The 24,314-nt window shown below is 70.6% G+C and carries 22 protein-coding genes; 11 read left to right on the forward strand and 11 right to left on the reverse strand.

The window, feature by feature from the left end; genetic code table 11:
* Positions 1–51: 51 nt before the first annotated feature.
* The 6 genes from ABZ192_RS27915 to ABZ192_RS27940 all read left to right on the forward strand — a co-directional run bounded on the left by ABZ192_RS27915 (position 52) and on the right by ABZ192_RS27940 (position 5,483).
* Complete coding sequence (locus tag ABZ192_RS27915) at positions 52–1,350, forward strand: M18 family aminopeptidase (protein WP_356927225.1); 1,299 nt, start codon at positions 52–54, stop codon at positions 1,348–1,350.
* 86 nt (positions 1,351–1,436) lie between these two features.
* Positions 1,437–1,691, forward strand: coding sequence for a DUF6458 family protein (locus ABZ192_RS27920; protein WP_356927226.1), 255 nt, complete (start codon positions 1,437–1,439; stop codon positions 1,689–1,691).
* Between the two features lie 404 nt (positions 1,692–2,095).
* Entirely contained in the window at positions 2,096–2,725 is a 630-nt protein-coding gene (locus tag ABZ192_RS27925) for a hypothetical protein (RefSeq protein ID WP_356927227.1), read from the forward strand.
* A 60-nt stretch (positions 2,726–2,785) separates the two neighbouring features.
* Positions 2,786–3,535 (forward strand): ATP-binding cassette domain-containing protein, encoded by a 750-nt coding sequence (locus tag ABZ192_RS27930; RefSeq protein ID WP_356927286.1) that lies wholly within the window; start codon positions 2,786–2,788, stop codon positions 3,533–3,535.
* Entirely contained in the window at positions 3,532–4,851 is a 1,320-nt protein-coding gene (locus ABZ192_RS27935) for a hypothetical protein (protein WP_356927228.1), read from the forward strand. Before ABZ192_RS27930 ends, ABZ192_RS27935 begins: the two co-directional genes overlap by 4 nt.
* Positions 4,848–5,483: a hypothetical protein gene (locus ABZ192_RS27940; RefSeq protein ID WP_356927229.1), complete on the forward strand. Its 636-nt coding sequence runs from the start codon at positions 4,848–4,850 to the stop codon at positions 5,481–5,483. The genes ABZ192_RS27935 and ABZ192_RS27940 overlap by 4 nt, the downstream gene beginning before the upstream one ends.
* A gap of 87 nt (positions 5,484–5,570) precedes the next feature.
* On the opposite strand, the gene ABZ192_RS27945 is transcribed toward ABZ192_RS27940, so the two are convergent.
* Both ABZ192_RS27945 and ABZ192_RS27950 read right to left on the reverse strand, forming a co-directional pair.
* Complete coding sequence (locus ABZ192_RS27945; protein ID WP_356927230.1) at positions 5,571–7,388, reverse strand: thioredoxin-like domain-containing protein; 1,818 nt, start codon at positions 7,386–7,388, stop codon at positions 5,571–5,573.
* Entirely contained in the window at positions 7,385–7,810 is a 426-nt protein-coding gene (locus ABZ192_RS27950) for a cupin domain-containing protein (protein WP_356927231.1), read from the reverse strand. The genes ABZ192_RS27945 and ABZ192_RS27950 overlap by 4 nt, the downstream gene beginning before the upstream one ends.
* A 52-nt stretch (positions 7,811–7,862) precedes the next feature.
* Between ABZ192_RS27950 and ABZ192_RS27955 the strand changes: the two genes are divergently transcribed.
* Together ABZ192_RS27955 and ABZ192_RS27960 are read left to right on the forward strand one after the other, a co-directional pair.
* The gene (locus ABZ192_RS27955) at positions 7,863–8,846 is read left to right on the forward strand and encodes a helix-turn-helix domain-containing protein (protein WP_356927232.1); all 984 of its coding nucleotides are present in this window, start codon (positions 7,863–7,865) and stop codon (positions 8,844–8,846) included.
* On the forward strand, positions 8,843–9,334 hold the full coding sequence (locus ABZ192_RS27960) for an LURP-one-related family protein (protein WP_356927233.1): 492 nt from the start codon (positions 8,843–8,845) through the stop codon (positions 9,332–9,334). Before ABZ192_RS27955 ends, ABZ192_RS27960 begins: the two co-directional genes overlap by 4 nt.
* A gap of 10 nt (positions 9,335–9,344) precedes the next feature.
* Here ABZ192_RS27960 and ABZ192_RS27965 read toward each other — a convergent pair whose 3' ends face one another.
* Positions 9,345–10,142 (reverse strand): carbon-nitrogen family hydrolase, encoded by a 798-nt coding sequence (locus ABZ192_RS27965; protein ID WP_356927234.1) that lies wholly within the window; start codon positions 10,140–10,142, stop codon positions 9,345–9,347.
* A 192-nt stretch (positions 10,143–10,334) separates the two neighbouring features.
* Here ABZ192_RS27965 and ABZ192_RS27970 point away from each other — a divergent pair, with 192 nt between their 5' ends.
* Positions 10,335–11,159 (forward strand): maleylpyruvate isomerase family mycothiol-dependent enzyme, encoded by an 825-nt coding sequence (locus ABZ192_RS27970; protein ID WP_356927235.1) that lies wholly within the window; start codon positions 10,335–10,337, stop codon positions 11,157–11,159.
* Positions 11,160–11,322: 163 nt separating this feature from the next.
* Positions 11,323–12,066: a class I SAM-dependent methyltransferase gene (locus tag ABZ192_RS27975; RefSeq protein ID WP_356927236.1), complete on the forward strand. Its 744-nt coding sequence runs from the start codon at positions 11,323–11,325 to the stop codon at positions 12,064–12,066.
* 1 nt (position 12,067) lies between these two features.
* Here ABZ192_RS27975 and ABZ192_RS27980 read toward each other — a convergent pair whose 3' ends face one another.
* Positions 12,068–13,363 carry an MFS transporter gene (locus ABZ192_RS27980; protein ID WP_356927237.1) on the reverse strand — a complete coding sequence of 432 codons (1,296 nt, stop codon included), beginning with the start codon at positions 13,361–13,363 and terminating at the stop codon, positions 12,068–12,070.
* Complete coding sequence (locus tag ABZ192_RS27985) at positions 13,360–14,010, reverse strand: GntR family transcriptional regulator (protein ID WP_356927238.1); 651 nt, start codon at positions 14,008–14,010, stop codon at positions 13,360–13,362. Before ABZ192_RS27985 ends, ABZ192_RS27980 begins: the two co-directional genes overlap by 4 nt.
* A 209-nt stretch (positions 14,011–14,219) precedes the next feature.
* Between ABZ192_RS27985 and ABZ192_RS27990 the strand changes: the two genes are divergently transcribed.
* A complete protein-coding gene (locus ABZ192_RS27990) occupies positions 14,220–15,119 on the forward strand; it encodes a serine hydrolase (protein ID WP_356927239.1) in 900 nt (299 codons plus the stop codon).
* 66 nt (positions 15,120–15,185) lie between these two features.
* On the opposite strand, the gene ABZ192_RS27995 is transcribed toward ABZ192_RS27990, so the two are convergent.
* From ABZ192_RS27995 to ABZ192_RS28020, 6 genes are all read right to left on the reverse strand, one after another.
* Positions 15,186–16,010 carry a twin-arginine translocation signal domain-containing protein gene (locus tag ABZ192_RS27995; protein WP_356927240.1) on the reverse strand — a complete coding sequence of 275 codons (825 nt, stop codon included), beginning with the start codon at positions 16,008–16,010 and terminating at the stop codon, positions 15,186–15,188.
* Between the two features lie 41 nt (positions 16,011–16,051).
* The gene (locus ABZ192_RS28000; RefSeq protein ID WP_356927241.1) at positions 16,052–18,286 is read right to left on the reverse strand and encodes a glycoside hydrolase domain-containing protein; all 2,235 of its coding nucleotides are present in this window, start codon (positions 18,284–18,286) and stop codon (positions 16,052–16,054) included.
* A gap of 151 nt (positions 18,287–18,437) precedes the next feature.
* Positions 18,438–19,874: a dihydrolipoamide acetyltransferase family protein gene (locus ABZ192_RS28005; protein WP_356927242.1), complete on the reverse strand. Its 1,437-nt coding sequence runs from the start codon at positions 19,872–19,874 to the stop codon at positions 18,438–18,440.
* A gap of 10 nt (positions 19,875–19,884) precedes the next feature.
* Complete coding sequence (locus tag ABZ192_RS28010; protein ID WP_356927243.1) at positions 19,885–20,862, reverse strand: alpha-ketoacid dehydrogenase subunit beta; 978 nt, start codon at positions 20,860–20,862, stop codon at positions 19,885–19,887.
* A 1-nt stretch (position 20,863) separates the two neighbouring features.
* Positions 20,864–22,057 (reverse strand): pyruvate dehydrogenase (acetyl-transferring) E1 component subunit alpha, encoded by a 1,194-nt coding sequence (pdhA, locus tag ABZ192_RS28015; protein ID WP_356927244.1) that lies wholly within the window; start codon positions 22,055–22,057, stop codon positions 20,864–20,866.
* Between the two features lie 392 nt (positions 22,058–22,449).
* On the reverse strand, positions 22,450–24,042 hold the full coding sequence (locus ABZ192_RS28020) for a protein kinase (RefSeq protein WP_356927245.1): 1,593 nt from the start codon (positions 24,040–24,042) through the stop codon (positions 22,450–22,452).
* Between the last annotated feature and the right edge of the window lie 272 nt (positions 24,043–24,314).

A 24,314-nucleotide genomic window follows, 5' to 3' on the forward strand; every position in this document is an offset into this window, starting at 1 on the left:
GCCTGTTCCCTTCCAGGGGAGCGGGCCCTCGTCCGTCGTTAAGGTGAACCCATGACCGAACCAGCCCGCTTCGACCGCGGCCACACCGACGACCTCATGACCTTCCTGGCGGCGAGCCCCTCGCCGTACCACGCCGTGGCCACAGCTGCCGAGCGGCTGGAGAAGGCCGGCTTCAGGCAGGTCGCCGAGACGGACGCCTGGGACGGGACGAGCGGCGGCAAGTACGTGCTGCGCGGCGGCGCGATCGTCGCCTGGTACGTGCCCGAGGGCGCCGCGCCGCACACGCCGTTCCGGATCGTGGGCGCCCACACCGACTCCCCCAACCTGCGCGTCAAGCCGCTCCCCGACAGCGGGGCGCACGGCTGGCGCCAGGTGGCCGTGGAGATCTACGGCGGACCGCTGCTCAACTCCTGGCTGGACCGCGACCTGGGCCTCGCGGGCCGGCTGACCCTGCGCGACGGCTCGACGCGCCTGGTCAACGTCGACCGGCCGCTGCTGCGCGTCCCGCAGCTCGCCATCCACCTGGACCGCTCGGTGACGGCGGACGGCCTCAAGCTGGACAAGCAGCGGCACATGCAGCCGGTCTGGGGCCTGGGCAACGACGTGCGCGACGGCGACCTGATCGCTTTCCTGGAGGAGACCGCCGGAATCCCGGCCGGCGAGGTCACCGGCTGGGACCTGATGACGCACTCCGTGGAACCGCCCGCCTACCTGGGCCGCGACCGCGAACTGCTGGCCGGCCCGCGCATGGACAACCTGCTGTCGGTGCACGCCGGCACGGCCGCGCTCGCCGCCGTCGCCTCGTCGTCCTCGCAGCCGGCGTCCATCCCGGTCCTGGCCGCCTTCGACCACGAGGAGAACGGCTCCCAGTCGGACACGGGCGCGGACGGGCCGCTGCTCGGCAACGTGCTGGAACGCTCGGTGTTCGCGCGCGGCGGCTCCTACGAGGACCGGGCCCGCGCCTTCGCCGGCACGGTCTGCCTGTCCTCCGACACGGGTCACGCCGTCCACCCCAACTACGCGGAGCGTCACGACCCGACGCACCACCCGCGCGTCAACGGCGGCCCGATCCTCAAGGTCAACGTCAACAACCGCTACGCCACGGACGGTTCGGGCCGCGCGGAGTTCACGGCGGCCTGCGAGGCGGCCGACGTGCCCTTCCAGTCCTTCGTCTCCAACAACTCCATGCCCTGCGGCACCACGATCGGCCCGATCACCGCCGCCCGGCACGGCATCAGGACCGTCGACATCGGCGTGGCCATCCTGTCGATGCACAGCGCGCGCGAACTGTGCGGCGCCGACGACCCGTTCCTGCTCGCGAACGCGTTGACGGCGTTCCTCGAGAGGTAGAACAGGCCGTCACCGCATGGGTGTTCCCCTCGGGGGTACCCGGTGTGCGGACCGGAACGACCGGACCGTACAGGGAGGCGACACTCATGGGCCTCGGCGGATGCATCATCCTCATCGCCGTGGGAGCCATCCTCACGTTCGCGACCGATTGGGACATGCAGGGGGTCAACCTCGACCTCGTCGGCATCATCCTGATGATCGTCGGACTGATCGGCGTCACGACGTTCAGCAGCATCGCCAGGCGGCGGCGCGTGGTGGTGCCGCCCACGACGTCGGTCGTGGAGGACCCGGCAGCCCACCATCACCGCCGCGACGGCTACAGCGACGGATACGGGGTCTAGCTGCGAAGCAGATGGACGCGAGGCGTTGGGGCGCTCACGGGGCGGGCTGACCAGCAAGGTCCACCTGCTCTCCGACGACCGGGCCCGCCCGCTGCACTGGCTGACTCGTCCGGTCAGCGGGGTGTCAGCCCGACGTTCGCCGCGGTGCTGGACGGCTTACGCATCCGGCGCCGCGGCACGGGCCGTCCGCGCAACCGACCAGCGGCTCCACCGCATCTCGCTGTCCGTTCGGGCGAGCACCCACGGCATGTCCGGGGCGTGCTCGCCCGATGGTCGTCCGGTCGCGCGGAGAACACTCCAGCGGCGCAACATAGACGAGTCGACACACTCCAAGTGTCCTGTAACGGATTCGCGTCCGGTGACGCAGAAGAAAACAGCGCGTCTACAAAGCAGAGAAGAAACTGGTGCGAGTCGCACTAAAGCAGCACAAGCCGCTATTGCAACTGGCTCATCTTTCTGCCTTTGTCGTAAAAGTCACCAAGAAGAGCGAGATACTCGCACTCAATCTTTCCGGCCCTGAAATCACGGCAAGATCATTTCGCTTGCCCGCCTGCCACCCTCATGATATTTTCCTCACTCCGCACAAAAGCCGGACACGGCTTTGCGTGCATCGGAAATCACAGCAGGGGGTACAAATGAAGAGATTTGGCCGGAAGAGTGGCATAGCCGCGGCATGTGCCGGCGCCGCCCTCCTTGGAGGGTTGGTGACCGCCATTCCGGCGATGGCGGCACCGAGCGGATGCGCTGAGCCGTCCGTCAAGTTCAATGTCGTCACCGGGAGCACCCTGTGGGGGCAGTCCAAGGCGTCTTGCAATTCTGCCAAGTCGAGCACGCTGACCACTGAGATCAAGTGGGACAAGAACCTCCTTCCTGACCCGCTCACGGCGAAGAACGCGATGACGGACACGCGGAAGGACTGGACGGTCGGGGTGTCCAGTTGCGACAACGGCAACAAGCGTGGTTACTACGCGCGGGGATACTGGAAGGGCGGCACCTACCACGACACGTCTCCCCGCGACGTCCGAGCCTGCTGACGCCTGAGAACCATTAGAACGTAGGAAGGCTGGGGCGTGGCAACGGTTGTAGCCGATGGAATGGTGCAGCGACGCGGAAAGCGTACGGTTCTGCGGGGTGTTACTTTTTCGCTGGACAGTGGCGTGACCGCCCTTCTCGGGCCGAATGGCGCGGGAAAGACGACTCTGCTGGAAACGGTCGTCACGCTCCTGCCCCCTGCCGGTGGCGGCATTCAGGTTTTTGGGGAGGATTACAGCGACAAGAAGGCCCGGGAGCGAGCGCGGCAGCGAATTGGATATTTGCCGCAGAATTTCGGATACGTCGCGTCGTTCAGCGTGGAGGACTTCGTCTCGTACGTGGCGTGGACCAAGGGGATGAAAGGTGTGTCCGCCACACAGGCCGTGCGCGAGGCCGTCGCCGCTGTGGGGCTGACGGACAGTGCCTCGGTACGCATGGCGAAGCTGTCCGGTGGCATGCGGCAACGGGCGGGGATCGCAGCGGCGATGGTCCACCGTCCCGATTTCCTCGTCCTCGACGAGCCCACCGTCGGTCTGGACCCGCGTCAGCGTTCGGACTTCCGCAAGATGGTGCGCGGCCTCGCCGACACCACGCCCGTGCTGCTCAGCACCCACCTCACTGACGACGTGTCCGCGATGTGCGACGACGTGCTGGTCCTCGAAGACGGGGACATCGTCTTCCAGGGCACTGTGCGCGAACTGGCTGCGGCCGGGGTGTCGTCCGAGGAGGGGGACACGGAGCTGGAGCGGGGCTACCACACGGTCGTCGGCCGCCAGGGACACGGCTCCGACGCCCAGGGCGGTGCGCGATGAGCGGTTCACGGACCGGCATCCTGAGGGGTGCCGCACTGGAGACGCGTACCCGCTGGCACCTCTGGGCCGTCCTCGTCCTGATCTTCGTCAGTGTGTGGAACGCCTTCGGCAACCTCACTCCGGGCGTGGGTTTCTGGCCCAACGCCGTCCACTCCGTGGTGCTCTCCGGTGTCCTGAGCAGCTGTGGAATGGCCGGACTCGCGGCACTCGCGGGGGGCCGGGAGCAACAGCGCGGACTCTCCTACCTGACCGGGATGAGTTCGGTTCCCGCCTGGTGGCTGCCTGGTGCCCAGCTGCTCGCCATGGTCGCCTGGGCGTCCCTGGCGTACGGCTTCGTCGCCGTGGCGGTCGTGGTCAGGGTGCTGTTGGAAGCACCCGCAGGCGAGATCGGGATCAGCGGGTGGCTCGCGGGTTGGTGTGCCGTGGTGGCCTGGACGGTGCTCGGATACTCTGTCGGCCGACTGTGGCCCAGTCGCTTCACCGCACCCCTCGCTGCCGTGGCGCCCTTCGCCGTCTACGTGGTGCACTACGACCTGGTCGGGCACACCGGTTACCTTCTCTTCCCCTTCCTGGACGAACTTGTCACGCCGTACGATCTGCCGCACGACGGCCTCTACGCAGGCCAGGCCGTCTGGCTCGCCGGGGTGGCGGTGGCCGGGGCCGGTGTGTGCCTCGCCCGCCTGTTGTCGCGGCGGGCGATCATCGGGGTCGCAGTGGCCTCACTGGCCCTGGTGGTCACCGGTGTCGCGGTGCTCAGCCCTCTGCACGGGCGCTTCCACCAGCCCGCCCTCAGCACAGCCGAGTCCGCGCGGTTGTCGACGGTGTGCACCACCTCCCGCGGCCTGGCGATTTGTGTGCACCCGGCGTTCGAGAGTGCGCTGCCCGAGTTGCGGGACACCTTCACGGACACGGCCGCTCGGCTGGCGCACACCCCGCAGCGTATGACCCGGCTCGTCCAGCAGGAGCGCAGCAGCACCCCTGCTCCGGGCACCGCGCCGCTGTACCTCGACGATCTGCGTCCCGGCCGGGTCGAAGAAGCGCGAGAGGACCTGATCAGCTCCTTGACGGACTTCAAGGCCTGCAACCTGACACAGGACAACCCGCGGATCGCAGCCCTGACCGAACTCGTGCAGCAGTGGCTGGCGCACGGCCGCGCGGACGCCTCGGCCGTGCCCGGACTCCCCGCGCCGACCACCGAACTGCGCACAGCACAGCAGACGATCAACAAGTGGTCCAGCGGACAGGGCAGCACCTGGCTGAGCGACCACTGGGGCGCGTTCCGGACGTGCACGCTCTCGGGCCAGGACTTCCGGTGAGCCCGCGCGAAGCCGGCGGTGTCCGTGGGGCCCGCGGGCCTGTCCTGTACTGCCGCAGTCGCCGGGTAGCCGTCTCCGTCCTGCTCCTGGCGGCCGTCGCCGTCACCTCCCTTGTCCTCAACGGCGCGCTGGTGAAGGTCGGTTACTCCTCGGACCAGAACACACCTGTCACCCTGATCCTGCTCCCCGCGGTCTGCGCGGTGATCCTCTCGGCCACCGCTCACGGTTCGATGCAGCCCTGGGACGGCCTTGGCGGGCCGGTGATCCGTCGCGCCAGGCTGGCCCACACCGGGCTGGTCTCCCTCGGGGCCGCGCTGGCTGCCTGGGCCCTGCTGCCGACCGACATCCTGGACGACCGTGGAGGCGCGGCCGTCGCACGGAACGTCCTCGCCCTGTGCGGCCTGGCCCTGCTGGCCGTGCGCGTCATCGGGAGCTCCCTCGCCTGGTGCGTCCCGTTGCTGCTCGCAGTGGTGACCCTGACGTTGGGCATCGAGCCGCAGGTCTCCTGGCTGTGGTCCTGGCTGCTGGCAGCGAACGCGGATATGAGCGCCGGGGTGACGGCCGCGGCCCTGTGGCTCACAAGCATGGGGGTCTTCGCGCAGCAGGGGGAACGCCGGTCCACCCCCCTGTGACCCGGGGAAAGGAGTGACCGTCCCGGCAAACCTCCGCACACGCAGGTCGACTGCAGCGACGGGTACGGGGCGAGACCCCCGCCCGGATCAGGTGTCCATCCCGGCCAGCACCAGGGGAAGCCGGTCCGTCCCGGCCTCGGTGAGGCGGACGGGGACGCCCCAGTCCTGCTGGTGGACGTGACACGCCGGGTACTCGTTGGCGGGGTCGTCGTCGCAGGAGGCTGCCATCGCGGAGACGTGCAGCACGCCCTCCGGCACGGAGGGGTCGAGTTCGAGGGCGCGGGAGAGGTCACTCCCCGCGCCCTCGCCGCTGCGCAGCAGCTCCGGCGGAGTGGAGGAGACCAGCAGACGCGTGGAGGGGCCGTACCGGGTGTCGAGCTTCTGGCCCGCCGGGGCCTGGAAGATCACCTCCAGCCGGAGCCGCCCGGGGGTGACTTCGGTCGCCTCGCGCTGCGTGCGGTGGGCGGCCTCGGGCACCTTCACCGCCTCCTCCGGCAGCCGCAGCCGGGTCAGCCTGTGCCGGGCCGACTCCACGACCACGATGTCGTCGCCGGCGAGCACCGCGTCGCTGGGCTCGCGCAGGTCCGTGGCCAGGGTGGTGACCTCGCCGGTCGCGGGGTCGTAGCGCCGCAGGGCGTGGTTGTAGGTGTCGCTGACCGCGATCGAGCCGTCCGGCAGGGCCGTGACGCCCAGCGGGTGCTGGAGCAGGGCCTGTCCGGCGGGGCCGTCGCGGTGGCCGAAGTCGAACAGGCCGGTGCCGACGGCGGTGTGGACGGAGCCGTCCGGGTCCACCCAGCGCAGGGCGGACGTCTCGGAGTCGGCGAGCCAGAGGCGCTCGGGCGTGGCGGCGAGGCCGGAGGGCTGCGCGAACCAGGCCTCGGCTCCCGGGCCGTCCACCAGCCCCTCGTTCGTCGTCCCGGCCGCGACCGCGACCGTGCCGTCGACCGGGTCGTACGCCCACAGCTGGTGGACGCCGGCCATGGCGATCCAGACCTTGCCCTGCCAGAGGGCGACGTCCCAGGGGGAGGACAGGTCGATCTCGCGGGCGGGACCGGAGGTGGGTGAGCCCTGCCACCACTGCCTGCCCGTACCGGCGAGGGTGGTGACGTCACCGGTGGTGAGGTCCAGCCGTCGCAGGGCGTGGTTGACGGTGTCGGCGACGGCCACCGACCCGTCGTCGAGCAGGGCGAGCCCCTGCGGCTCGTTGAAGGCGGCCGTGTCCGCCGGTCCGTCGGTGAACCCGCGCGTGCCGGACCCGATCCGGCGAACGACGCTCTCCCCGTCCTCGGCGAGTTCCACCAGCTGGTGCCGGGTCGTGTCGCTCACCAGGAAGTTCCCGGACGGCAGCAGCAGCGCCTTGCCCGGGAACCGCAGCACCGTCGGCTCCGGCTCCGGCGGCACGTACGGCCCGTCTCCCCGTCGCAGCGTCCCCCTGGCCTCGTGCTCGGCCTCCAGCTCCGCCACCAGCCGCTCGATGGCGTGCACATGCCCCTCACCGGCGTGCTGGGCTACGACGTACCCCTCGGGGTCGATCACGACGAGCGTCGGCCAGGCGCGCACGGCGTACTGCTTCCATGTGGCCAGCTCCGGGTCGTCGAGCACCGGGTGCTCCACCCCGTACCGCTCGACTGCGTCCACCACCGCCTGATGCTCGGCCTCGTGCACGAACTTCGGCGAGTGCACCCCGATCACCACGACCGTGTCCCGGTGCTTCTCCTCCAGCTCGCGCAGTTCGTCCAGGACATGCAGGCAGTTGATGCAGCAGAACGTCCAGAAATCCAGGACGACGATGCGTCCTCGCAGGTCGGCGAGGGTGTACTGCTGCCCGCCCGTGTTCAGCCAGCCGCCCTTGCCGGTCAGCTCGGGGGCGCGGACACGGGCCCGTCGGGGTGCGGAGTCGTTCATGCGTCCAGGGTGTCATCCGGCACTGACAGCCGGTCCAGCGCGTGGCCGGTCGTGGCGTCCACGTGCTCGGGCACGTCGTCGTGGCGGTCGCCGACCGTGAGGGTGCCGGTGGGCTCGAACATGAGGATCGCGGTCGGGACGGGGGCGTACGGCTTGTGGTCGGTGCCGCGCGGGACAGTGAAGACGCTGCCCCTGGGCAGGACGACCGTGCGCTCACCGGCCGGTTCGCGCAGGCCGATGTGGAGTTCGCCGTCGAGGACGAGGAAGAACTCGTCGGTGTGGTCGTGGACGTGCCAGACGTGCTCGCCCTCGACCTTGGCGACGCGGACGTCGTAGTCGTTGACGGCGGTGACGATGCGCGGGCTCCACTGCTCGGAGAAGGAGGCCAGCGCGTGGGCGAGGGAGACGGGTTCCTGGGTCATGGAGTGATCTTCAGGGCTGCCGTGGGTCTCGCACGAGTGCTAGAAATCGCACATGCCGCAAGGATCCTCGCACCGGGTCGTCCTGATGGTGGACGAGAACTCGAACCCGTTCGAGATGAGCTGCGCCATCGAGATCTTCGGGCTGCGCAGGCCGGAGCTCGGGAGGGAGCTGTACGACTTCCGGCTGTGCGCCGCCGCACCGCACACGCGTATGCGGGACGGCTTCTTCACGCTCACGGGAGTGGCCGGGCTGGAGGCCGCCGAGGAGGCGGACACCCTGATCGTGCCGAACCGGCCCGACACCGGCACCCCCCGAGCGCCGCGCGTCCTGGACGCCGTACGCCGGGCACACGCGCGTGGTGCGCGGCTGGTCGGGTTCTGCTCGGGTGCCTTCACGATGGCGGAGGCCGGGCTCCTGGACGGGCGGCGGGCGGCCTGCCACTGGATGTGGGCGGAGTCCTTCAGGACGAGGTTCCCCGACGTACGGCTGGAGCCCGACGTGTTGTTCGTGGACGACGGCGACGTCCTGACCGCCTCCGGCAGCGCCTCGGCGCTGGACCTGGGCCTGCACGTCGTACGGCGTGACCACGGCGCCGAGATCGCCAACCACGTCTCCCGGCGGCTGGTGTTCGCGTCGCACCGGGACGGCGGGCAGCGGCAGTTCGTCGAGCGGCCGGTCCCGGACGTACGGGACGAGTCTCTGGCACCCCTGCTGCAATGGGCGCAGGAGCGGCTGGGCGAGCCGCTGACGGTGGCGGACCTGGCCGCACGCGCGCGTGTCAGCCCCGCCACGCTCCACCGGCGCTTCCGCGCCCAGCTCGGGACGACACCGCTCGCATGGCTGACCGGGGAGCGCGTGGCGCTGGCCTGCCGGCTGATCGAGCGGGGCGAGGAGCGCCTGGACGTCGTGGCGGCCCGCAGCGGGCTCGGCACGGCCGCCAACCTGCGCAACCGGCTGCGGCGGGTGACCGGGCTCAGCCCGTCGGCCTATCGGCGGCGTTTCGGCAGCGGCGCCGGGGAAGCCCTGGTGTCATGAGATTCCTCGTGTACGACCGGCTCCTCGGCTTCGGTGACGACTACTGGATCGAGGACGACCGCGGCTCCAAGGTGTTCCTCGTCGACGGCAAGGCCCTGCGCCTGCGGGACACCTGGGAGCTGAAGGACACCCAGGGGCGCGTCCTCGTCGACATCCACCAGAAGATGCTCGCCCTGCGCGACACGATGGTGCTCCAGCGGGGCGGCGAACCGCTGGCGACGATCCGCCGCAAACGGCTGTCACTGCTGCGCAACCACTACCGGGTCTCCCTGGCCGACGGCAGCGAGCTGGACGTCAGCGGCAAGATCCTCGACCGGGAGTTCGCCGTCGAGTACGACGGGGAGCTGCTGGCGGTCGTCTCCCGACGGTGGCTGACCGTACGGGACACTTACGGTGTGGACGTCGTCCGCGAGGACGCGGATCCGGCGCTGCTGATCGCGGTGGCCGTGTGTGTGATCCACCTGGCGGAGAAGGAGCGGGAGGGCTGACGGCGCGCCCTCAGGGCCTGCGAGGAGGCTGGAGCCCCAGCACCCGGTCCTTCAGCGCCGGGAACTGCTCACGGGTGGTGGCGACCTTGCCGGGGTCGAAGTCCACCGTGAGGACCTCCTCTTCGGCACCCGCCTCGGCCAGCACCTCGCCCCACGGGTCGACCACGATCGAGTGACCGGCCTGGGGAACCCCGGCGTGCGTCCCGGCCGTTCCACACGCGACGACGAACGACTGGTTCTCGACCGCCCGCGCCTGAGCCAGCAGCGTCCAGTGGGACCGGCGGCGCTCCGGCCAGCCCGCCGGCACCACGAGCGTCTCGGCACCGGCGTCGACGAGACCGCGGAAGAGTTCGGGGAAGCGGAGGTCGTAACAGGTGCCGAGGCCCAGGGTGGTCGACGGCAGACGGACCGTCACCAACTCGGCGCCCGCGCCCATCAGCACGGCCTCGCCCTTGTCGAAGCCGAAGCGGTGGATCTTGCGGTAGACGGCGGCGAGGTCGCCGGAGGGGGAGAAGACGAGGGAGGTGTTGTAGAGGGGACCGTCCGGATCACGCTCGGGAATCGACCCCGCGTGCAGCCACACGCCGGCGTCGCTCGCGGCCTTCGCCATCGCCTCGTACGTCGGCCCTTCGAGCGGCTCGGCCTCCTGCCCGAACTCCTCGTAGGCGAAGGCACCCGTGGTCCACAGCTCCGGCAGGACGACGAGATCGGCCCCGGCCTGCTCCCGGACCATCGAGGCCACCCGCCGACGGCGTGATTCGACCGATTCGTCCTCGTCTACGGCGATCTGGATCACAGAGGCGCGCACACTACCACCGTCCTGGCATTCGACCCGTCCCACAAGGGGTTCCCCACGGGCCTACGATCGTCACACGAAAGCACTGCCGGGGTGCCTCACAGCAGCGTAACTTAGCTGCCAAGACACCCGCCGACAGCCGCCACCTCCCACTGGCAACCGCCACCACCTGCCCGTGCACCGACCGCCGAGGGGTCCCGTTCCGTGAGTCTGCATCCCACCCTCCAGCCCTACGCCGACGCCTGGACCCACTCCATCGAAGCGATATCCGAGCTGCTCCAGCCGCTCGCGGAGGCCGAGTGGAACCGGCGGACGCCGTGCCCCGGGTGGTCGGTGCGGGACGTGGTCTCCCATGTCATCGGCCTGGACTGCGAGATGCTGGGCGACCCGCGCCCCATCCACACGCTGCCGCGCGACCTGTTCCACGTGACGAACGACCACCAGCGCTACATGGAGATGCAGGTCGACGTCCGCCGTCACCACACGGCGCCGGAGATGACCTCCGAGCTGGAGTACGTGATCATCCGCCGCAACCGCCAGCTGCGCAACGACTCGCGCGACCCGGGCACGAAGGTGCGCGGCCCGCTCGGCACGGAGCTGACCCTCGAGGAGTCCATGCGCCGGCACGCCTTCGACGTGTGGGTGCACGAGCAGGACTTGCGCACGGCCCTCGGCCGGCCCGGCAACCTCGATTCCCCCGGCGCGCAGGTCGCCCGTGACGTGCTGCTCGGCGAACTCCCGCGCGTGGTCGCCGAGGACGCGCAGGCACCGCGCAGCTCGGCCGTCGTCTTCGACGTCCACGGCCCCATCGAGTTCCTGCGCACGATCCGCGTCGACATCCAGGGCCGCGGCACCCTCGAAACGGCCCCCGCCCTCGGTCCCGCCGCCACGCTCACCCTCGACTGGGAGACGTACGTACGCCTGGCCTGCGGCCGCGTGACACCGGAGTCGGTGACGGACAGGGTGAAAACAGAGGGCGACCCGGACCTGACGGCAGCAATCCTGCGCAACTTCACAGTGACGAAGTAGGCAGGGCCCTAGCTGCGGGCAGTCGTGCCGCTAGGGGCGGCACGGGTGGGCGCAGCGGCACCCCGCTCCGCCGGGCTGCGCACCCACCCGGCCTCAGCACCGACGGGCAGGGGCCGCAAAACTCCATGCCGCCAACGCCCCACCCCACGTACCGTCCCTGGACATGACAACCCCGCCCCGCCACACCCGCCTCACCTTCCACGGCCCCCTGTCCGAAGCACGGGCCGACCAGCTCGTGACCCGCCTGGCCGGCAACACCCCCACCACCGTCCTGGACATCGGCTGCGGCTGGGGCGAGCTCATGCTCCGTATCCTCGCCGCCACCCCGAAGGCCACCGGCACCGGCATCGACATCAACGCCGAGGACCTGGCCCGCGCCCGCCGGACCGCCGAGGAACGGGGACTCTCCGACCAAGTCCGTTTCCTCGAAGAGTCCGCCACCGGCACCCCCCACGGCCCCGCCGACCTCGTCCTGTGCGTAGGCGCGAGCCAAGCCCTCGGCAGCCAACTCCCCCAAGCTATCGGCGAACTCCGTCGGCTCGTCACCGACCACGGCCGCGTCCTCCTCGGCGAAGGCTTCTGGCAGCGCACCCCGACCGAGGAAGAACTGTCCCGCATGTGGCCCGACGCGAAGGCCACCGACCACCCCGACCTCGCCACCCTCGTCGCCCTGGCCGTCGACGCGGGATTCCGACCGGAGTGGACGGAGACCGCGAGCCTCGACGAATGGGAGGAGTTCGAGTCGGCGTACCTCGCGGACACCGAGGTGTGGCTCGCCCGGCACGCCGGGCACCCCCAGGCCTCCGAGACCCGGGAGCGCGCCGACCGCCACCGAGCCGCCTGGCTCACCTACCGCGGCGTCCTCGGCCTGGCGTACCTCACCCTCGTACCGGTAGCGGCCCGTTGACCTACGCCGGCACGTGCACCGTCTCGACCCGGCTCGCCACCAGCCGCTCCCGCTCCCGCCGGGCCGCCTGCTTGCGCAGCCGCAGGATCTGCGTGACCCCGAGCGCCTGGAGGACGAACACCACCGAGAAGGCCACGGTGTAGTCGTCGCCGGTGGCGTCCAGCAGCACCCCGACCGCGAACAGCGTGGTCATGGAGGCCACGAAGCCGCCCATGTTGGTGATGCCGGAGGCCGTGCCCTGCCGCTCGGGCGGGTTCGCCGGGCGGGCGAAGTCGAAGCCGAGCATCGAGGCGGGCCCGCAGGCCCCGAGCACCGCGCACAACACGATCAGCAGCCACATCGGGGCGTGCGGACCGGGGTAGGCCAGCGTCGCCGCCCACAGGGTCGCCGTCGTCCCGACCGTGCCGAGCGCGAGCGGCAGCCGCGCCCCGTGGTGCCGGGCGACGATCTGCCCGTAGACCAGGCCGACGACCATGTTCGAGAGCACGACGAGGGTGAGGAGTTCGCCGGCCGTGGCCCGGGACAGTCCCTGTGCTTCGACGAGGAACGGCAGGCCCCACAGCAGCAGGAACACCATCGCCGGGAACTGGGTCGTGAAGTGCACCCACAGTCCGAGCCGTGTCCCCGGCTCCCGCCAGGCGGCGGCGATCTGCCGCCGTACGTAGGCCGCGCCCTGGTGCGGGAGCGGCTCCGGCTCGTGGCCCTCCGGGTGGTCCTTCAGGAACAGCAGCACCAGGACGAACACCACGGCCCCGGCGACCGCGCTGCCCGCGAAGGCCGGCGTCCAGCCGACGCCGTGCAGCAGCCGGGCCAGGACGAGCGTGGAGACGAGGTTGCCCGCCATGCCCGCGAGCCCCGCGAACTGGGCGACGAGCGGCCCGCGCCGGGCCGGGAACCACCGCGTGCCGAGCCGCAGCACGCTGATGAACGTCAGCGCGTCACCGCAGCCGAGCAGCGCCCGGGAGGCGAGCGCCATGCCGTACGAGGGGGAGAACGCGAAACCCAGCTGCCCGGCCGTGAACAGCACCGCCCCGAGGGCGAGCACCTTCTTGGTGCCGAGCCGGTCGACGAGCAGGCCGACGGGTATCTGCATGCCCGCGTAGACCAGCAGCTGGAGGATGGAGAACGTGGAGAGCGCGGAGGCGTTGACGTGGAAGCGGTCGGCCGCGTCGAGGCCGGCGACGCCCAGGGACGTGCGGAAGATGACCGCGACGAAGTAGACCGAGACGCCGATGCCCCAGACGGCCAGCGCGCGCCGGCCGCCCGGCGGATCCCCCGGCAGCGTCGTGCTGCTCATCGGACCTCCCCCCGGGCCAGGTGCGAGAACCAGCCGATGTGCCGGTGGACCAGTCCGACGGCCGCCTCGGCGTCCCCCGTGCGCAGCGCGTCGAGGATCTCCTCGTGCTCGGCGAGGGTCTTGGCGATCCGGTCGGGGTGGGAGTGCATGACGGCGACGCCCATCCGCAGCTGGCGGTCGCGCAGCTGGTCGTAGAGCCGGGACAGGATCTCGTTGCCGCCGCTGCGGACGATCTCGGCGTGGAAGCAGCGGTCGGTGACGGCGGCCCCGGCGAGGTCTCCTTCGGCGGCCTGCCGCTTCTGCCGGGCCAGCAGCTCCTCCAGGCGCTCGATGAGCCCGGGGGGCGCGGGCACGGCCTTGCGCGCCGCGTGCTCCTCGACGAGCAGCCGTGTCTCGACGACGTCGGCGATCTCCTGGGCGGAGACGGGCAGGACGAGGGCGCCCTTCTTCGGATAGAGCCGGATCAGCCCCTCGGCCTCCAGCCGGAGCAGCGCCTCGCGCACCGGCGTGCGCGAGACCCCGACGGCCTCGGCGAGCTCGCCCTCGGTGAGCAGGGTCCCGCCCTCGTAACGGCGCTCCAGGACGCCCTGTTTGACGTGGGCGTAGACGCGGTCGGCGGCGGGAGGTTGCTTCACGGCCAGGGGCATGCCGACAGCATAGATACAACAGGGACGCATGGATGCATTCGTCCAGTATGCGGACTCGAATGTCACACATCTGTGGCAAAGAGGGGGCCCGGCTCGGCAATGACACAACCACGTGTGCTAGTTACGAGTCAGACACGTGCGGCCCCCTTTCCCCTCGTCCTCAACTCGGCCGCACCGTTGGGGCATTCGACGCAATCGGGGTACTTCACTTGATAACCGCCATTCAGGGCACACGTCTCCGCAGAGCCGCGGCCGCCGCTTTGACCACTGGCGCCATGCTGGCGACCGGAGCCCTCACCGCTGCGCCCGCGCAGGCCGCCACGGCGCCCTCCATCGCCGCCAAGGGCGGCTATGTGATGAACAACGCGACCGGCAAGTCGCTCTACACCAAGGCGGCCGACACCCGCCGTTCCACCGGCTCGACCACCAAGATCATGACCGCCTTGGTGGTGCTGAAGCAGCCGAAGCTCAACCTGGACAGCAAGGTCACGATCCAGAAGGCGTACAGCGACTACATCGTCGACAACAACTGGGCGTCGAACGCCAAGCTGATCGTCGGCGACAAGGTCACCGTCCGCCAGCTGCTGTACGGCCTGATGCTGCCGTCCGGCTGCGACGCGGCGTACGCGCTCGCCGACAAGTTCGGCTCGGGCTCGACGCGGGCGGCGCGCGTGAAGTCGTTCATCGGCAAGATGAACACCACCGCCAAGGACCTGGGTCTGAAGAACACCCACTTCGACTCGTTCGACGGCATCGGTCACGGCGCCAACTACTCGACACCGCGCGACCTGACGAAGCTCGCCAGCAGCGCGATGAAGAACTCCATGTTCCGCACGGTCGTCAAGACGAAGAAGTACACGGCGAAGACGACCACGAAGTCCGGCGGCACGCGGACGATGGCCCCGTGGGAGAACACCAACCCGCTGCTGAGCAGCTACAGCGGCGCGATCGGTGTGAAGACCGGCTCCGGCCCGGAGGCCGGGTTCTGCCTGGTCTTCGCCGCCACCCGCAACGGCAAGACGGTCATCGGCACGGTCCTCGCGTCGACCGACAAGAACACGCGCAAGACGGACGCCACGAAGCTGATGAACTACGGCTTCGCGAAGTAGGACCGTCACGAGAAAAGGCACGAAAGGGGGGCTCACCGCCTCGGCGGTGAGCCCCCCTTTCGTTCGTCACACAGCGGTGCGCTGACGGCGCTCCAGCGCCCGGGCCGCCTTGCGCCGGCCGCCGGCCAGCACGTTCACCGGCGCGCCCGCACCGGCTCCCGGCTCCAGCTGCCAGCCCCGGATCCGCCCCGCGACCTCGGCCAGCCGCTTGTCACCGGGCCGTACGTCGATGGAGAACAGCGACTCGTCGGGCGTGGGGTCGTCGCCGCCCCACCGGACGACACCGTCGAGCTCGGCGAGGATGTCGCGGATCACGACCTCCTGCTGCGGGAAGAAGCCGCCCCGGGCACCGCGCGGGTAGAAGCCGGGCCGGATCCGCACGGCCGTGCCGGACGCCAGATTGGACTCCGGGCGGCCCTTGCCGACGCCGGACGGGTCGTGCCAGCCCACGGCGTCGCCCCGGCGCAGCCGGTCGACCTCGTAGTGGAACCGGCGCACCAGATGGACCAGGACGGTCTCCACGTCGCCCATGCGGACCGCGATGCCCGCGAGCGGGGTGCCGGGCACGGGGCGGGTGTAGACGGTGCCGCCGTCGTCCGCGACGTTCTCCATCTCCCAGCCGTTGTGGGAGCGCGAACCGGCCAGCACGCGCCGGGTCCGGTCCTGCGCGCTGCGCAGGGCGTCCCGCACGCGGCCCGGGATGGGGTTGTGCGCGTCGGCGTACGCCTGGGACAGGAAGTGCGAGACGGGCAGGGCGGCGACGCCCACGGCACCGCCGACGGCGGCGACACGGCCGAGCAGGGCGCGGCGGGACAGACCGCGGCGGTGCGCGGCGCCCGGTCCTGACCGTCTGCGGGTGAGACGGGGGATGTGGGGGAGGTTGAGGTTCAACGGACTCTCAATTCAGCGATTCACGCGGTACTGGCGTTGCTTCACGCGTTGCGGGCGATGCTGTTGTACTTCTCGAAGATCTGGTAGACGGCCAGGCTCTGGTGCGTCTGTGCCTCCACGTCGGGGTCCCAGGCCCGGTAGCGGCGCAGCAGCTCGGTGATCTCGAACTCGGCGAGGTCCAGGCGCATGGACCGCGGGGTGGTGACGCGGTCGCCGGGGGGCAGTTGGCCGCCGGGCCTGCCCCGGGTTCCCCACAGGTGGACCAGGGCCGCGGTGCGCACGCTGAACGCGTTGTCCTTGCTCAGCTGCTGCCACACGGACCAGAGGTCGGCGTCCTTGGCCGGGTCGCGGCGGTCGCCGGTGGTGAAGCCCCAGCCGATGCAGTGGTTCCAGGCCTGGATGGCGTCGGAGGCGCTGATCTGCCCGATGCCGGTGTGCGAGTCCCTGACCTGGCCGGAGCCGGCTTGGTGGTGGTCGGCGACCTGCTGGTCGGTGGCCTGGTCGGCGAGGCTGTAGTCGCGCATGGCCCAGTACACGGCCGTCTGGATCAGCGCCTTGCGCATCGTGTACGTGTGCGACAGCTCGGTGATCAGACCGTCCTGGTCCTGGATCGCCTCGACTGCCTGGGCGCTGGTGTAGAGCTCGGCGTCACCGCCGACGCCGCCCAGGTCCGGGCGTCCGATCGACCGCATGTAGCGCGCGAGGTCGGCCCGCAGCCCGGGCACCTGGCTTTCCTCGAGGGCGACGTCCGGCACTGCGGGCCGCGGCCGGTCGAACGAGCCCTGCCCGGTGTCACGGCCCGAGGCGATGTCGACGTCGACCTCCAGCTGCCCGTCGCCCGAGCCGAGGGTGCGGATGACGAACTGGTCGTAGGCCCAGTCCTTCGGCAGCGGGCGCCCGGCGTTGCCGTCGAAGCCCGGGGACATGTCGGCCACGAAGCTCGCCGTCGACCAGCCGGCCGCGCCGACCTGCGCGCAGACGTTGCGGGAGCCGTAGACCCCGATCTCGTACGGGTGGCCGGAGTCCGCCATCGCCTCCTTGATGCCCTTGAAGTGGGGCAGGACGTTCGCGGTGATCTCGGCGTCGATCGCGTCGAAGTCGACGGCGAAGAAGATCCGGGTCCCCCTCTTGAAGCCGTGGTCGAGGGCGGCGTTGACCGCCGCGTACCCGGCCGTGCGCCCGGCGACGTAGTCGAAGTCCGAGGCGTCGTTGTTGACGGTCTGGTAGATCGGGAAGCAGCGCAGGCCGTTCTGGGCGAAGACCTGCAACTCGCCCGGCTGGATGGCCTTCTCCGGCAGGGACGTCGCACTCGGGTTGGTGAGGTAGCGGCCGACGTACGTGATCCCGGCGGCCTTGAGGGCCGCCGCGCGGGCCGGGGTGACCTTGGCGACGGTGTCGCAGGCCTTGCCCTGGCGCGACTGGTCGCCGTAGGACGCCAGGAGCGAGGCGAAGGTGGCGAAGTCGCCCTCGCCCGTGGCCGGGAGGGCGGCGAAGCTCTGGAAGGACCGCACGGCCGCGGCGAGGTAGGAGTCGAAGGTGTCGGTGAGGGCGACGGGCCGCCGGTTCACGACCATCCCGGCCGAGAACAGCTGGACGTAGACGCCCCGGTCGCCCTGCCGCACGGGGTGCGCCTTCAGGGCCGACTGGGTGCCGGGGCCGAAGTTGCCGTTGGCGGTGCCGTCGGCCATGCCGAGCTCGTACTGCGTGCCGAGGACCAGCGCCCGGGCCAGGTCCCGGGACACGCGTCCGTCGCAGGCGACGGCGAAGAAGTCCTGCCGGTTCAGACAGCGCCCGTTAAGCCACTGCTGCACGTCGCGGACCTGCCGGGTGCCGGAAGGGCCGAGGACGTACGAGTCCATCGTCAACAGCGCCTTGAACACCTTGGGCGTCAGATCGGCACCGGGGAAGGCCTGCTCGACGCCCATGTCGGTCTTGAGCTTCGTGACGGCGGCCCGGACCCGCTCGCCGTACGTGCCGTCCAGGTCGCCGCCGTCGTAGCCCTTGCAGTACAGGCCGGACTGGATGATGCGGCAGAAGTCGGGGGAGGGGACGGTGTCCGCGTTCAGCTCGGGGAACTTGGCGGTCAGCGTCGAAAGGGTGGTGGGGCCGAAGTTGTCGGACAGGGCCGTGATGCCCAGCTCGTACTGGAGGGCGCGGGTCAGGGCGTAGAGGGTCGCCCAGTCGGTCTCGCCGGTTTCCTCCACGGTCGTGCCGATACGGCTGCCGTAGACGGAGTTCACGAATCTCTGGGCCCTGAGCACCATGGGGTCGCGCATGAAGAGTGATCGTATGTCCGGCTAAACCGCTTACTGTGGGGTACTTGGGCGGGTCCGAGGCGCTTCTTGTGCTCGTCGGCGTACCGCCGGTTCACCTCCGGGCATACGCCGGCGGCCCCCCGCCCGAGGGCAGGGGGCCGCCGCGACCGGCTCACGCCCAGGTGATCAGGCGCTTGGGCTGCTCCAGGATCGCCGCCACGTCCGCCAGGACCTTCGAGCCCAGCTCGCCGTCGACCAGGCGGTGGTCGAACGACAGGGCCAGCGTGGTGACCTGACGGGGCTTCACCTTGCCCTTGTGGACCCACGGCTGGAGCTTGATCGCACCGACCGCGAGGATCGCGGACTCGCCGGGGTTGAGGAGCGGCGTGCCCGTGTCGACGCCGAAGACGCCGACGTTGGTGATCGTCACCGTGCCGCCCTGCATGGCCGCCGGGGACGTCTTGCCGTCCCTGGCGGTCGACACCAGCTCGCCCAGCGACTCGGCCAGCTGCGGCATCGTCTTGGCGTGGGCGTCCTTGATGTTCGGCACGATCAGGCCGCGCGGGGTCGCGGCCGCGATGCCCAGGTTCACGTAGTGCTTGACCACGATCTCCTGGGCCGCCTCGTCCCAGGACGCGTTGATGTCCGGGTTCCGCTTGATCGCGACGAGCAGCGCCTTGGCGATCAGCAGGAGGGGGTTCACGCGCAGCCCCGCGAACTCCTTGTCCTGCTTCAGCTCCTCGACCAGCTTCATCGTGCGCGTCACGTCGACGGTCACGAACTCCGTGACATGCGGCGCGGTGAACGCCGAGCCGACCATCGCCGCCGCCGTCGCCTTGCGGACGCCCTTGACCGGGATACGGGTCTCGCGGGCGCTGTCGTACGACACCGCTGCCGGTGCGGGCGCCGGGGCGGCGGCCACGGGCGCCTCCTGCCGCGGTGCCTGCGCTTGAGCCACCGCCGCGTGCACGTCCTCGCGGGTGATGATGCCGTCCGGGCCGGTCGGGACCACCGTCGTCAGATCGACGCCCAGATCCTTGGCCAGCTTGCGGACCGGCGGCTTCGCGAGGGGGCGTTCCAGGCCGGCGGGGGCGGCCGGGGTCGCGGCCCCGTGGCCGTTCAGCTCCGTCTGGATCGCCGTCGAGGCCTGCTGCACCGGGACCTCGGGGCCCTTGCGAGGACGGCGGCGGGTGGACGACGTCGCCACCCCGTAGCCGACCAGGACCGGCTGGCGGCCGGAGCCCTCCGCCTTCGGCTCGTCCGTCGGCCTGGGCGCCGGGGGCTGCTCGGCGGCGGGCGCGGGCTGCTCGGCCGCGGGGGCGGGCTGCTCGGCCGCGGGGGCGGCACCTCCGCTCACGTCCACCGCGATGATCGCCGTGCCGACGTCGACCGTGGTGCCCTCCGGGAAGTGCAGCTCACGGACCACGCCGTCGTACGGGATGGGCAGCTCGACGGCCGCCTTCGCCGTCTCGACCTCGCACACCACCTGGCCGTCCGTGACCGTGTCACCGGGCTGGACGTACCACTTGAGGATCTCCGCCTCCGTGAGCCCCTCGCCCACGTCGGGCATCTTGAACTCGCGCACGGACGCTTCCGTCATCGTCGTCACGACCCTCTCCTCAGTACGCCAGCGAGCGGTCGACGGCATCCAGCACCCGGTCCAGGTTCGGCAGGTACTCCTCCTCCAGGCGGGCCGGCGGGTACGGCGCGTGGTAGCCGCCGACCCGGAGCACCGGGGCCTCCAGGTGGTAGAAGCAGCGCTCCGTGATCCGCGCGGCGATCTCCGCGCCCGAGCCGAAGAACACCGGTGCCTCGTGGACGACGACCAGGCGGCGCGTCTTCTCCACCGACGCCTGGATCGAGTCGAAGTCGATCGGGGAGACCGAGCGCAGGTCGAGGACCTCCAGGTTCCTGCCCTCCTCGGCGGCCGCGTCGGCGGCCTCCTGGCAGAGCTTCACCATCGGGCCGTAGGCGGCGAGGGTGAGGTCGGTGCCCTCGCGGACCACCTGGGCCTTGTGCAGCGGGCCCGGGATGGCCTCCGGGTTGACCTCGCCCTTGTCCCAGTAGCGGCGCTTGGGCTCGAAGAAGATCACCGGGTCGTCGCTCTGGATGGCCTGCTGCATCATCCAGTAGGCGTCCGACGCGTTCGAGGGGCTGACCACCTTCAGGCCCGCCACGTGCGCGAAGAGCGACTCGGGGGACTCCGAGTGGTGCTCCACCGCGCCGATGCCGCCGCCGTAGGGGATGCGCACGACGACCGGGAGCTTGACCTTGCCCAGGGAGCGGGCGTGCATCTTGGCGAGCTGCGTGACGATCTGGTCGTAGGCCGGGAAGACGAAGCCGTCGAACTGGATCTCCACGACCGGGCGGTAGCCGCGCAGGGCGAGGCCGATGGCCGTGCCGACGATGCCCGACTCGGCGAGCGGGGTGTCGATGACGCGGCTCTCGCCGAAGTCCTTCTGGAGGCCGTCCGTCACGCGGAAGACGCCGCCGAGCTTGCCGACGTCCTCACCCATGATCAGGACCTTGGGGTCGGAGTCCAGGGCGCGGCGCAGCGACTCGTTGATCGCCTTGGCCAGAGCCATCTTGTCGGCCATCTCAGTTACCCCCCTCGTCGGCGAAGGACGCCTGGTACGCGGCGAACTGGGCGCGCTCCTCGTCGACGAGCGCGTGTCCGTCCGCGTAGACGTTCTCGAAGATGGCGAAGTGGTCCGGGTCCGGCATGGCACGGACCGCCTCGCGCACTCGTTTGCCCAACGCCTCGGACTCGGCCTCCAGTTCCGCGAAGAATCCCTCGTCCGCGTGGTTTGAGGCCTCCAGGTAGCGGCGAAGGCGCAGGATCGGGTCCTTGGCCTCCCAGGCCTGGCGCTCCTCGTCGCCCCGGTACCGGGTCGGGTCGTCGGAGGTGGTGTGGGCGCCCATGCGGTAGGTGAACGCCTCGACGAGAGTCGGGCCCTCGCCGGCGCGAGCCCGCTCCAGCGCCCACCGGGTGACCGCGAGGCAGCCGAGCACGTCGTTGCCGTCGACGCGGACGCCCGGGAAGCCGAAGCCCTGCGCGCGCTGGTAGATCGGCACGCGGGACTGCTTCTCGGTCGGCTCGGAGATGGCCCATTGGTTGTTCTGGCAGAAGAACACGACGGGGGCGTTGTAGACCGCGGAGAAGGTGAACGATTCGGCCACGTCGCCCTGGCTGGAGGCGCCGTCGCCGAAGTAGGCGATCACCGCGCTGTCCGCGCCGTCCTTGGCGATGCCCATGGCGTAGCCGGTGGCGTGCAGCGTCTGGGAGCCGATGACGATCGTGTAGAGCTGGAAGTTGTTGCCGTTGGGGTCCCAGCCGCCGTTGTTCACGCCGCGGAACATGCCGAGCAGGTTGGTCGGGTCCACGCCGCGGCACCAGGCGACACCGTGCTCGCGGTAGGTGGGGAAGACGTAGTCGTCGTCGCGCAGGGCCCGGCCGGAGCCGATCTGGGCGGCCTCCTGGCCGAGCAGCGAGGCCCACAGGCCCAGCTCGCCCTGGCGCTGCAGGGAGGTCGCCTCGGCGTCGAAGCGGCGGGTGAGCACCATGTCGCGGTACAGACCGCGGAGCTCTTCCGGGGTGACACCGGCGACGTACTTGTCGTACTCGGCGTTCTTGACCCGCTTGCCCTCGGGCGTCAGCAGCTGCACGAGCTGGGGCTCGGCACCGGCGTCCTTCTTGGCGGTCGTGCGGGTGGTGCGCTTGGTGCCGGTGGTGCCGGCCTTGCTTCCGGCGCTGCGTCGCGGTGTGCGCGCGGCAGTGCTCTCCACGGTCACGTGTGCTCCTCCGTCGGTCCGGCCCCCGGGGTTGCCGGTAGGCCAGTGCGGCTCACCTGTTCTCGACCACCGGGGCACGGGGTGGGTGCCACTCGGCCGGGAACAGGCGTGACAGGTGCCCCGGCGAGCGCCCTGCAAAAGGCACGTTACCCAGTGCATCACATTTCTGCGAAACCCCATCTGACCTGGGATTTTGCTTGGATATCCAAGTAAATCGGGTAGGTGTGGAAGGGGCCCTGGTCACAGCCTTGCAGGAGGCCGGAGCAACCGCACGTTAACCCGGTGACCCACGTCACGGGAAGAGTCCACCTTCCGGCGCGGCGAAACAGCACGCGCGCGTGGGGCCCGTTTCCGGGTCCCACGCGCGCGTGGATCAGGAGTTTCCCTGCCTGTCAGTTGCCGCCCTCACCGCCGCCGCCACCGACGACACCGGTCGCGCCGCCCGCGTCGGTGCCGCCCGTGTCGTCCGGCGGCGTCACCGGGTCCGAGGGCTCAGGATCCGTCGGCTCGTCGGTCGGCTGCTGCGAGGTCGGCTGGCCCGTCGGCTGGCCGGTGGGCGTCTCGGGAGCGCTCTGCGACGGCGTGTAGGACGGGGTGTACGACGGCGTCCACTGGCCGCCGCCGGAGCTCGTGCCGGTGCCGTCGTCCGTGGACGTGTCGGTCGGCTCGTCGCTCGGCTCGTCGCTCGGCGTCGCGCTGGGCGTCTTCTTGTCGGTCGTCTGCGAGGTGGTCGGCGACTGCTTGGTGCCGGGCTCCTTCGTGTCACCGCCGGTGTTCTGCAGCGCCAGGGCGACACCCGCCGCGACGGCGATCACCGCGAGCACGGCGAGGATCCACAGCTTGCCGCGGCCGCCGCCCTTGTTGCCGTGACCCTCGAAGCCGCCGTCGTCCCCGCCGCCGTAGCCGGCGGGCAGGATCGGCGACGGGATCTGCGCGGTGCCGGAGGGGTCCCCGGGGTGGCCCATCACGGCCGTGCCGGCGAAGCCGCCCGACGGGGTGTGACGGCCGTCGTGCATGTCGACCGGGCCGGTGTTCCAGGTGCCGGTGTGGCCGCCCTGGTCGTAGAGCATCTGGAGCGCGTACTGGACCAGCCCGCGCATCTCCTCGGCCGTCTGGAAACGGTCGTCCGGCTCCTTGGCGAGGGAGCGCATGACCAGGCCGTCGAGCTCGGGCGGACAGGCGTCGGAGGCCTCGGAGGGAGGCGTCGGGATGTCCTGGACGTGCTGGTAGACCACCGACAGCGGGGTCTCGCCGGTGAACGGCGGGCGCAGCGAGAGCAGCTCGTAGAGCAGACAGCCCGTCGCGTACAGGTCGGAACGGTGGTCGACGGCCTTGCCGAGCGCCTGCTCGGGCGACAGGTACTGCGGGGTGCCCATGACCATGCCGGTCTGCGTCATCGTCGACTGCGCGCCGTGCAGGGCGCGGGCGATGCCGAAGTCCATCACCTTCACTGCGCCGTTGTGCGTGATGATGACGTTGGCCGGCTTGATGTCGCGGTGCACGATGCCGTGCTGGTGCGAATAGGCGAGCGCCTCCAGGACGCCCGAGACGATGATCAGGGCCTGCTCGGGGCCCGGCGCCTCGGCGTTCAGCAGCAGGTCGCGGATCGTGCGGCCCTCGACCAGCTCCATGACGATGTAGGGCACGGACTGGCCGCCGACGACGTCCTCGCCGGAGTCGTACACGGCGACGATCGCGTGGTGGTTGAGGCCGGCGACCGACTGGGCCTCGCGCGTGAAGCGCGCCTTGGACACCGGGTCCTCGGCGAGGTCGGAACGGAGCAGCTTGACAGCGACGGTGCGCCCGAGGCGGACGTCCTCGGCGGCGAACACCTCGGCCATGCCGCCCCGGCCGAGTCTGTGGGTCAGCCGGTACCGGCCGTCCCCGACGAGCCCGCCGTTACCCCAGGACTCCGGCGCGTCCGACATGCCGCCGCCACTCGCCTCGGGGTCGGACGGGCCCTGAGCGCGCTGCTGCTGTGCCATCAGTCCTCGCCGTCGTTTCTGCCCGCGGTGCGCGCGGTGTTGTTACGGTCTCCGTCGGCCACGCTACAGCCTCCGCGCAAGCCGCCGGTCCGAGACGGGGTGCCAGGACCGGCACGGGACGGACGGGTCATGAAACCTTTACTCCGTACTGTCGTGCAAATTCTGTGGACCGGCGGTACGTCCCCTGTAACGCTTCCGCGACGCTTCTTTCGCGTACGGTCACGGAACGGGCACCGAGCTTGACGTGTCAGTGCCCTGGGGCAGACTTGGCC

Origin of the sequence: Streptomyces sp. NPDC006235 (assembly GCF_040613735.1) — a bacterium.
Classification (GTDB): Bacteria; Actinomycetota; Actinomycetes; order Streptomycetales; family Streptomycetaceae; genus Streptomyces.

Excerpts from the sequence above, each read along its gene's own strand:
- ABZ192_RS27915 (WP_356927225.1), top strand. The coding sequence starts at position 52 with ATGACCGAACCAGCCCGCTTCGACCGCGGCCACACCGACGACCTCATG.
- ABZ192_RS27920 (WP_356927226.1), top strand. The coding sequence starts at position 1,437 with ATGGGCCTCGGCGGATGCATCATCCTCATCGCCGTGGGAGCCATCCTC.
- ABZ192_RS27930 (WP_356927286.1), top strand. The coding sequence starts at position 2,786 with ATGGTGCAGCGACGCGGAAAGCGTACGGTTCTGCGGGGTGTTACTTTT.
- ABZ192_RS27935 (WP_356927228.1), top strand. The coding sequence starts at position 3,532 with ATGAGCGGTTCACGGACCGGCATCCTGAGGGGTGCCGCACTGGAGACG.
- ABZ192_RS27945 (WP_356927230.1), bottom strand. The coding sequence starts at position 7,388 with ATGAACGACTCCGCACCCCGACGGGCCCGTGTCCGCGCCCCCGAGCTG.
- ABZ192_RS27950 (WP_356927231.1), bottom strand. The coding sequence starts at position 7,810 with ATGACCCAGGAACCCGTCTCCCTCGCCCACGCGCTGGCCTCCTTCTCC.
- ABZ192_RS27955 (WP_356927232.1), top strand. The coding sequence starts at position 7,863 with ATGCCGCAAGGATCCTCGCACCGGGTCGTCCTGATGGTGGACGAGAAC.
- ABZ192_RS27960 (WP_356927233.1), top strand. The coding sequence starts at position 8,843 with ATGAGATTCCTCGTGTACGACCGGCTCCTCGGCTTCGGTGACGACTAC.
- ABZ192_RS27975 (WP_356927236.1), top strand. The coding sequence starts at position 11,323 with ATGACAACCCCGCCCCGCCACACCCGCCTCACCTTCCACGGCCCCCTG.
- ABZ192_RS27980 (WP_356927237.1), bottom strand. The coding sequence starts at position 13,363 with ATGAGCAGCACGACGCTGCCGGGGGATCCGCCGGGCGGCCGGCGCGCG.
- ABZ192_RS27985 (WP_356927238.1), bottom strand. The coding sequence starts at position 14,010 with ATGCCCCTGGCCGTGAAGCAACCTCCCGCCGCCGACCGCGTCTACGCC.
- ABZ192_RS28000 (WP_356927241.1), bottom strand. The coding sequence starts at position 18,286 with ATGCGCGACCCCATGGTGCTCAGGGCCCAGAGATTCGTGAACTCCGTC.
- ABZ192_RS28010 (WP_356927243.1), bottom strand. The coding sequence starts at position 20,862 with ATGGCCGACAAGATGGCTCTGGCCAAGGCGATCAACGAGTCGCTGCGC.
- ABZ192_RS28020 (WP_356927245.1), bottom strand. The coding sequence starts at position 24,042 with ATGGCACAGCAGCAGCGCGCTCAGGGCCCGTCCGACCCCGAGGCGAGT.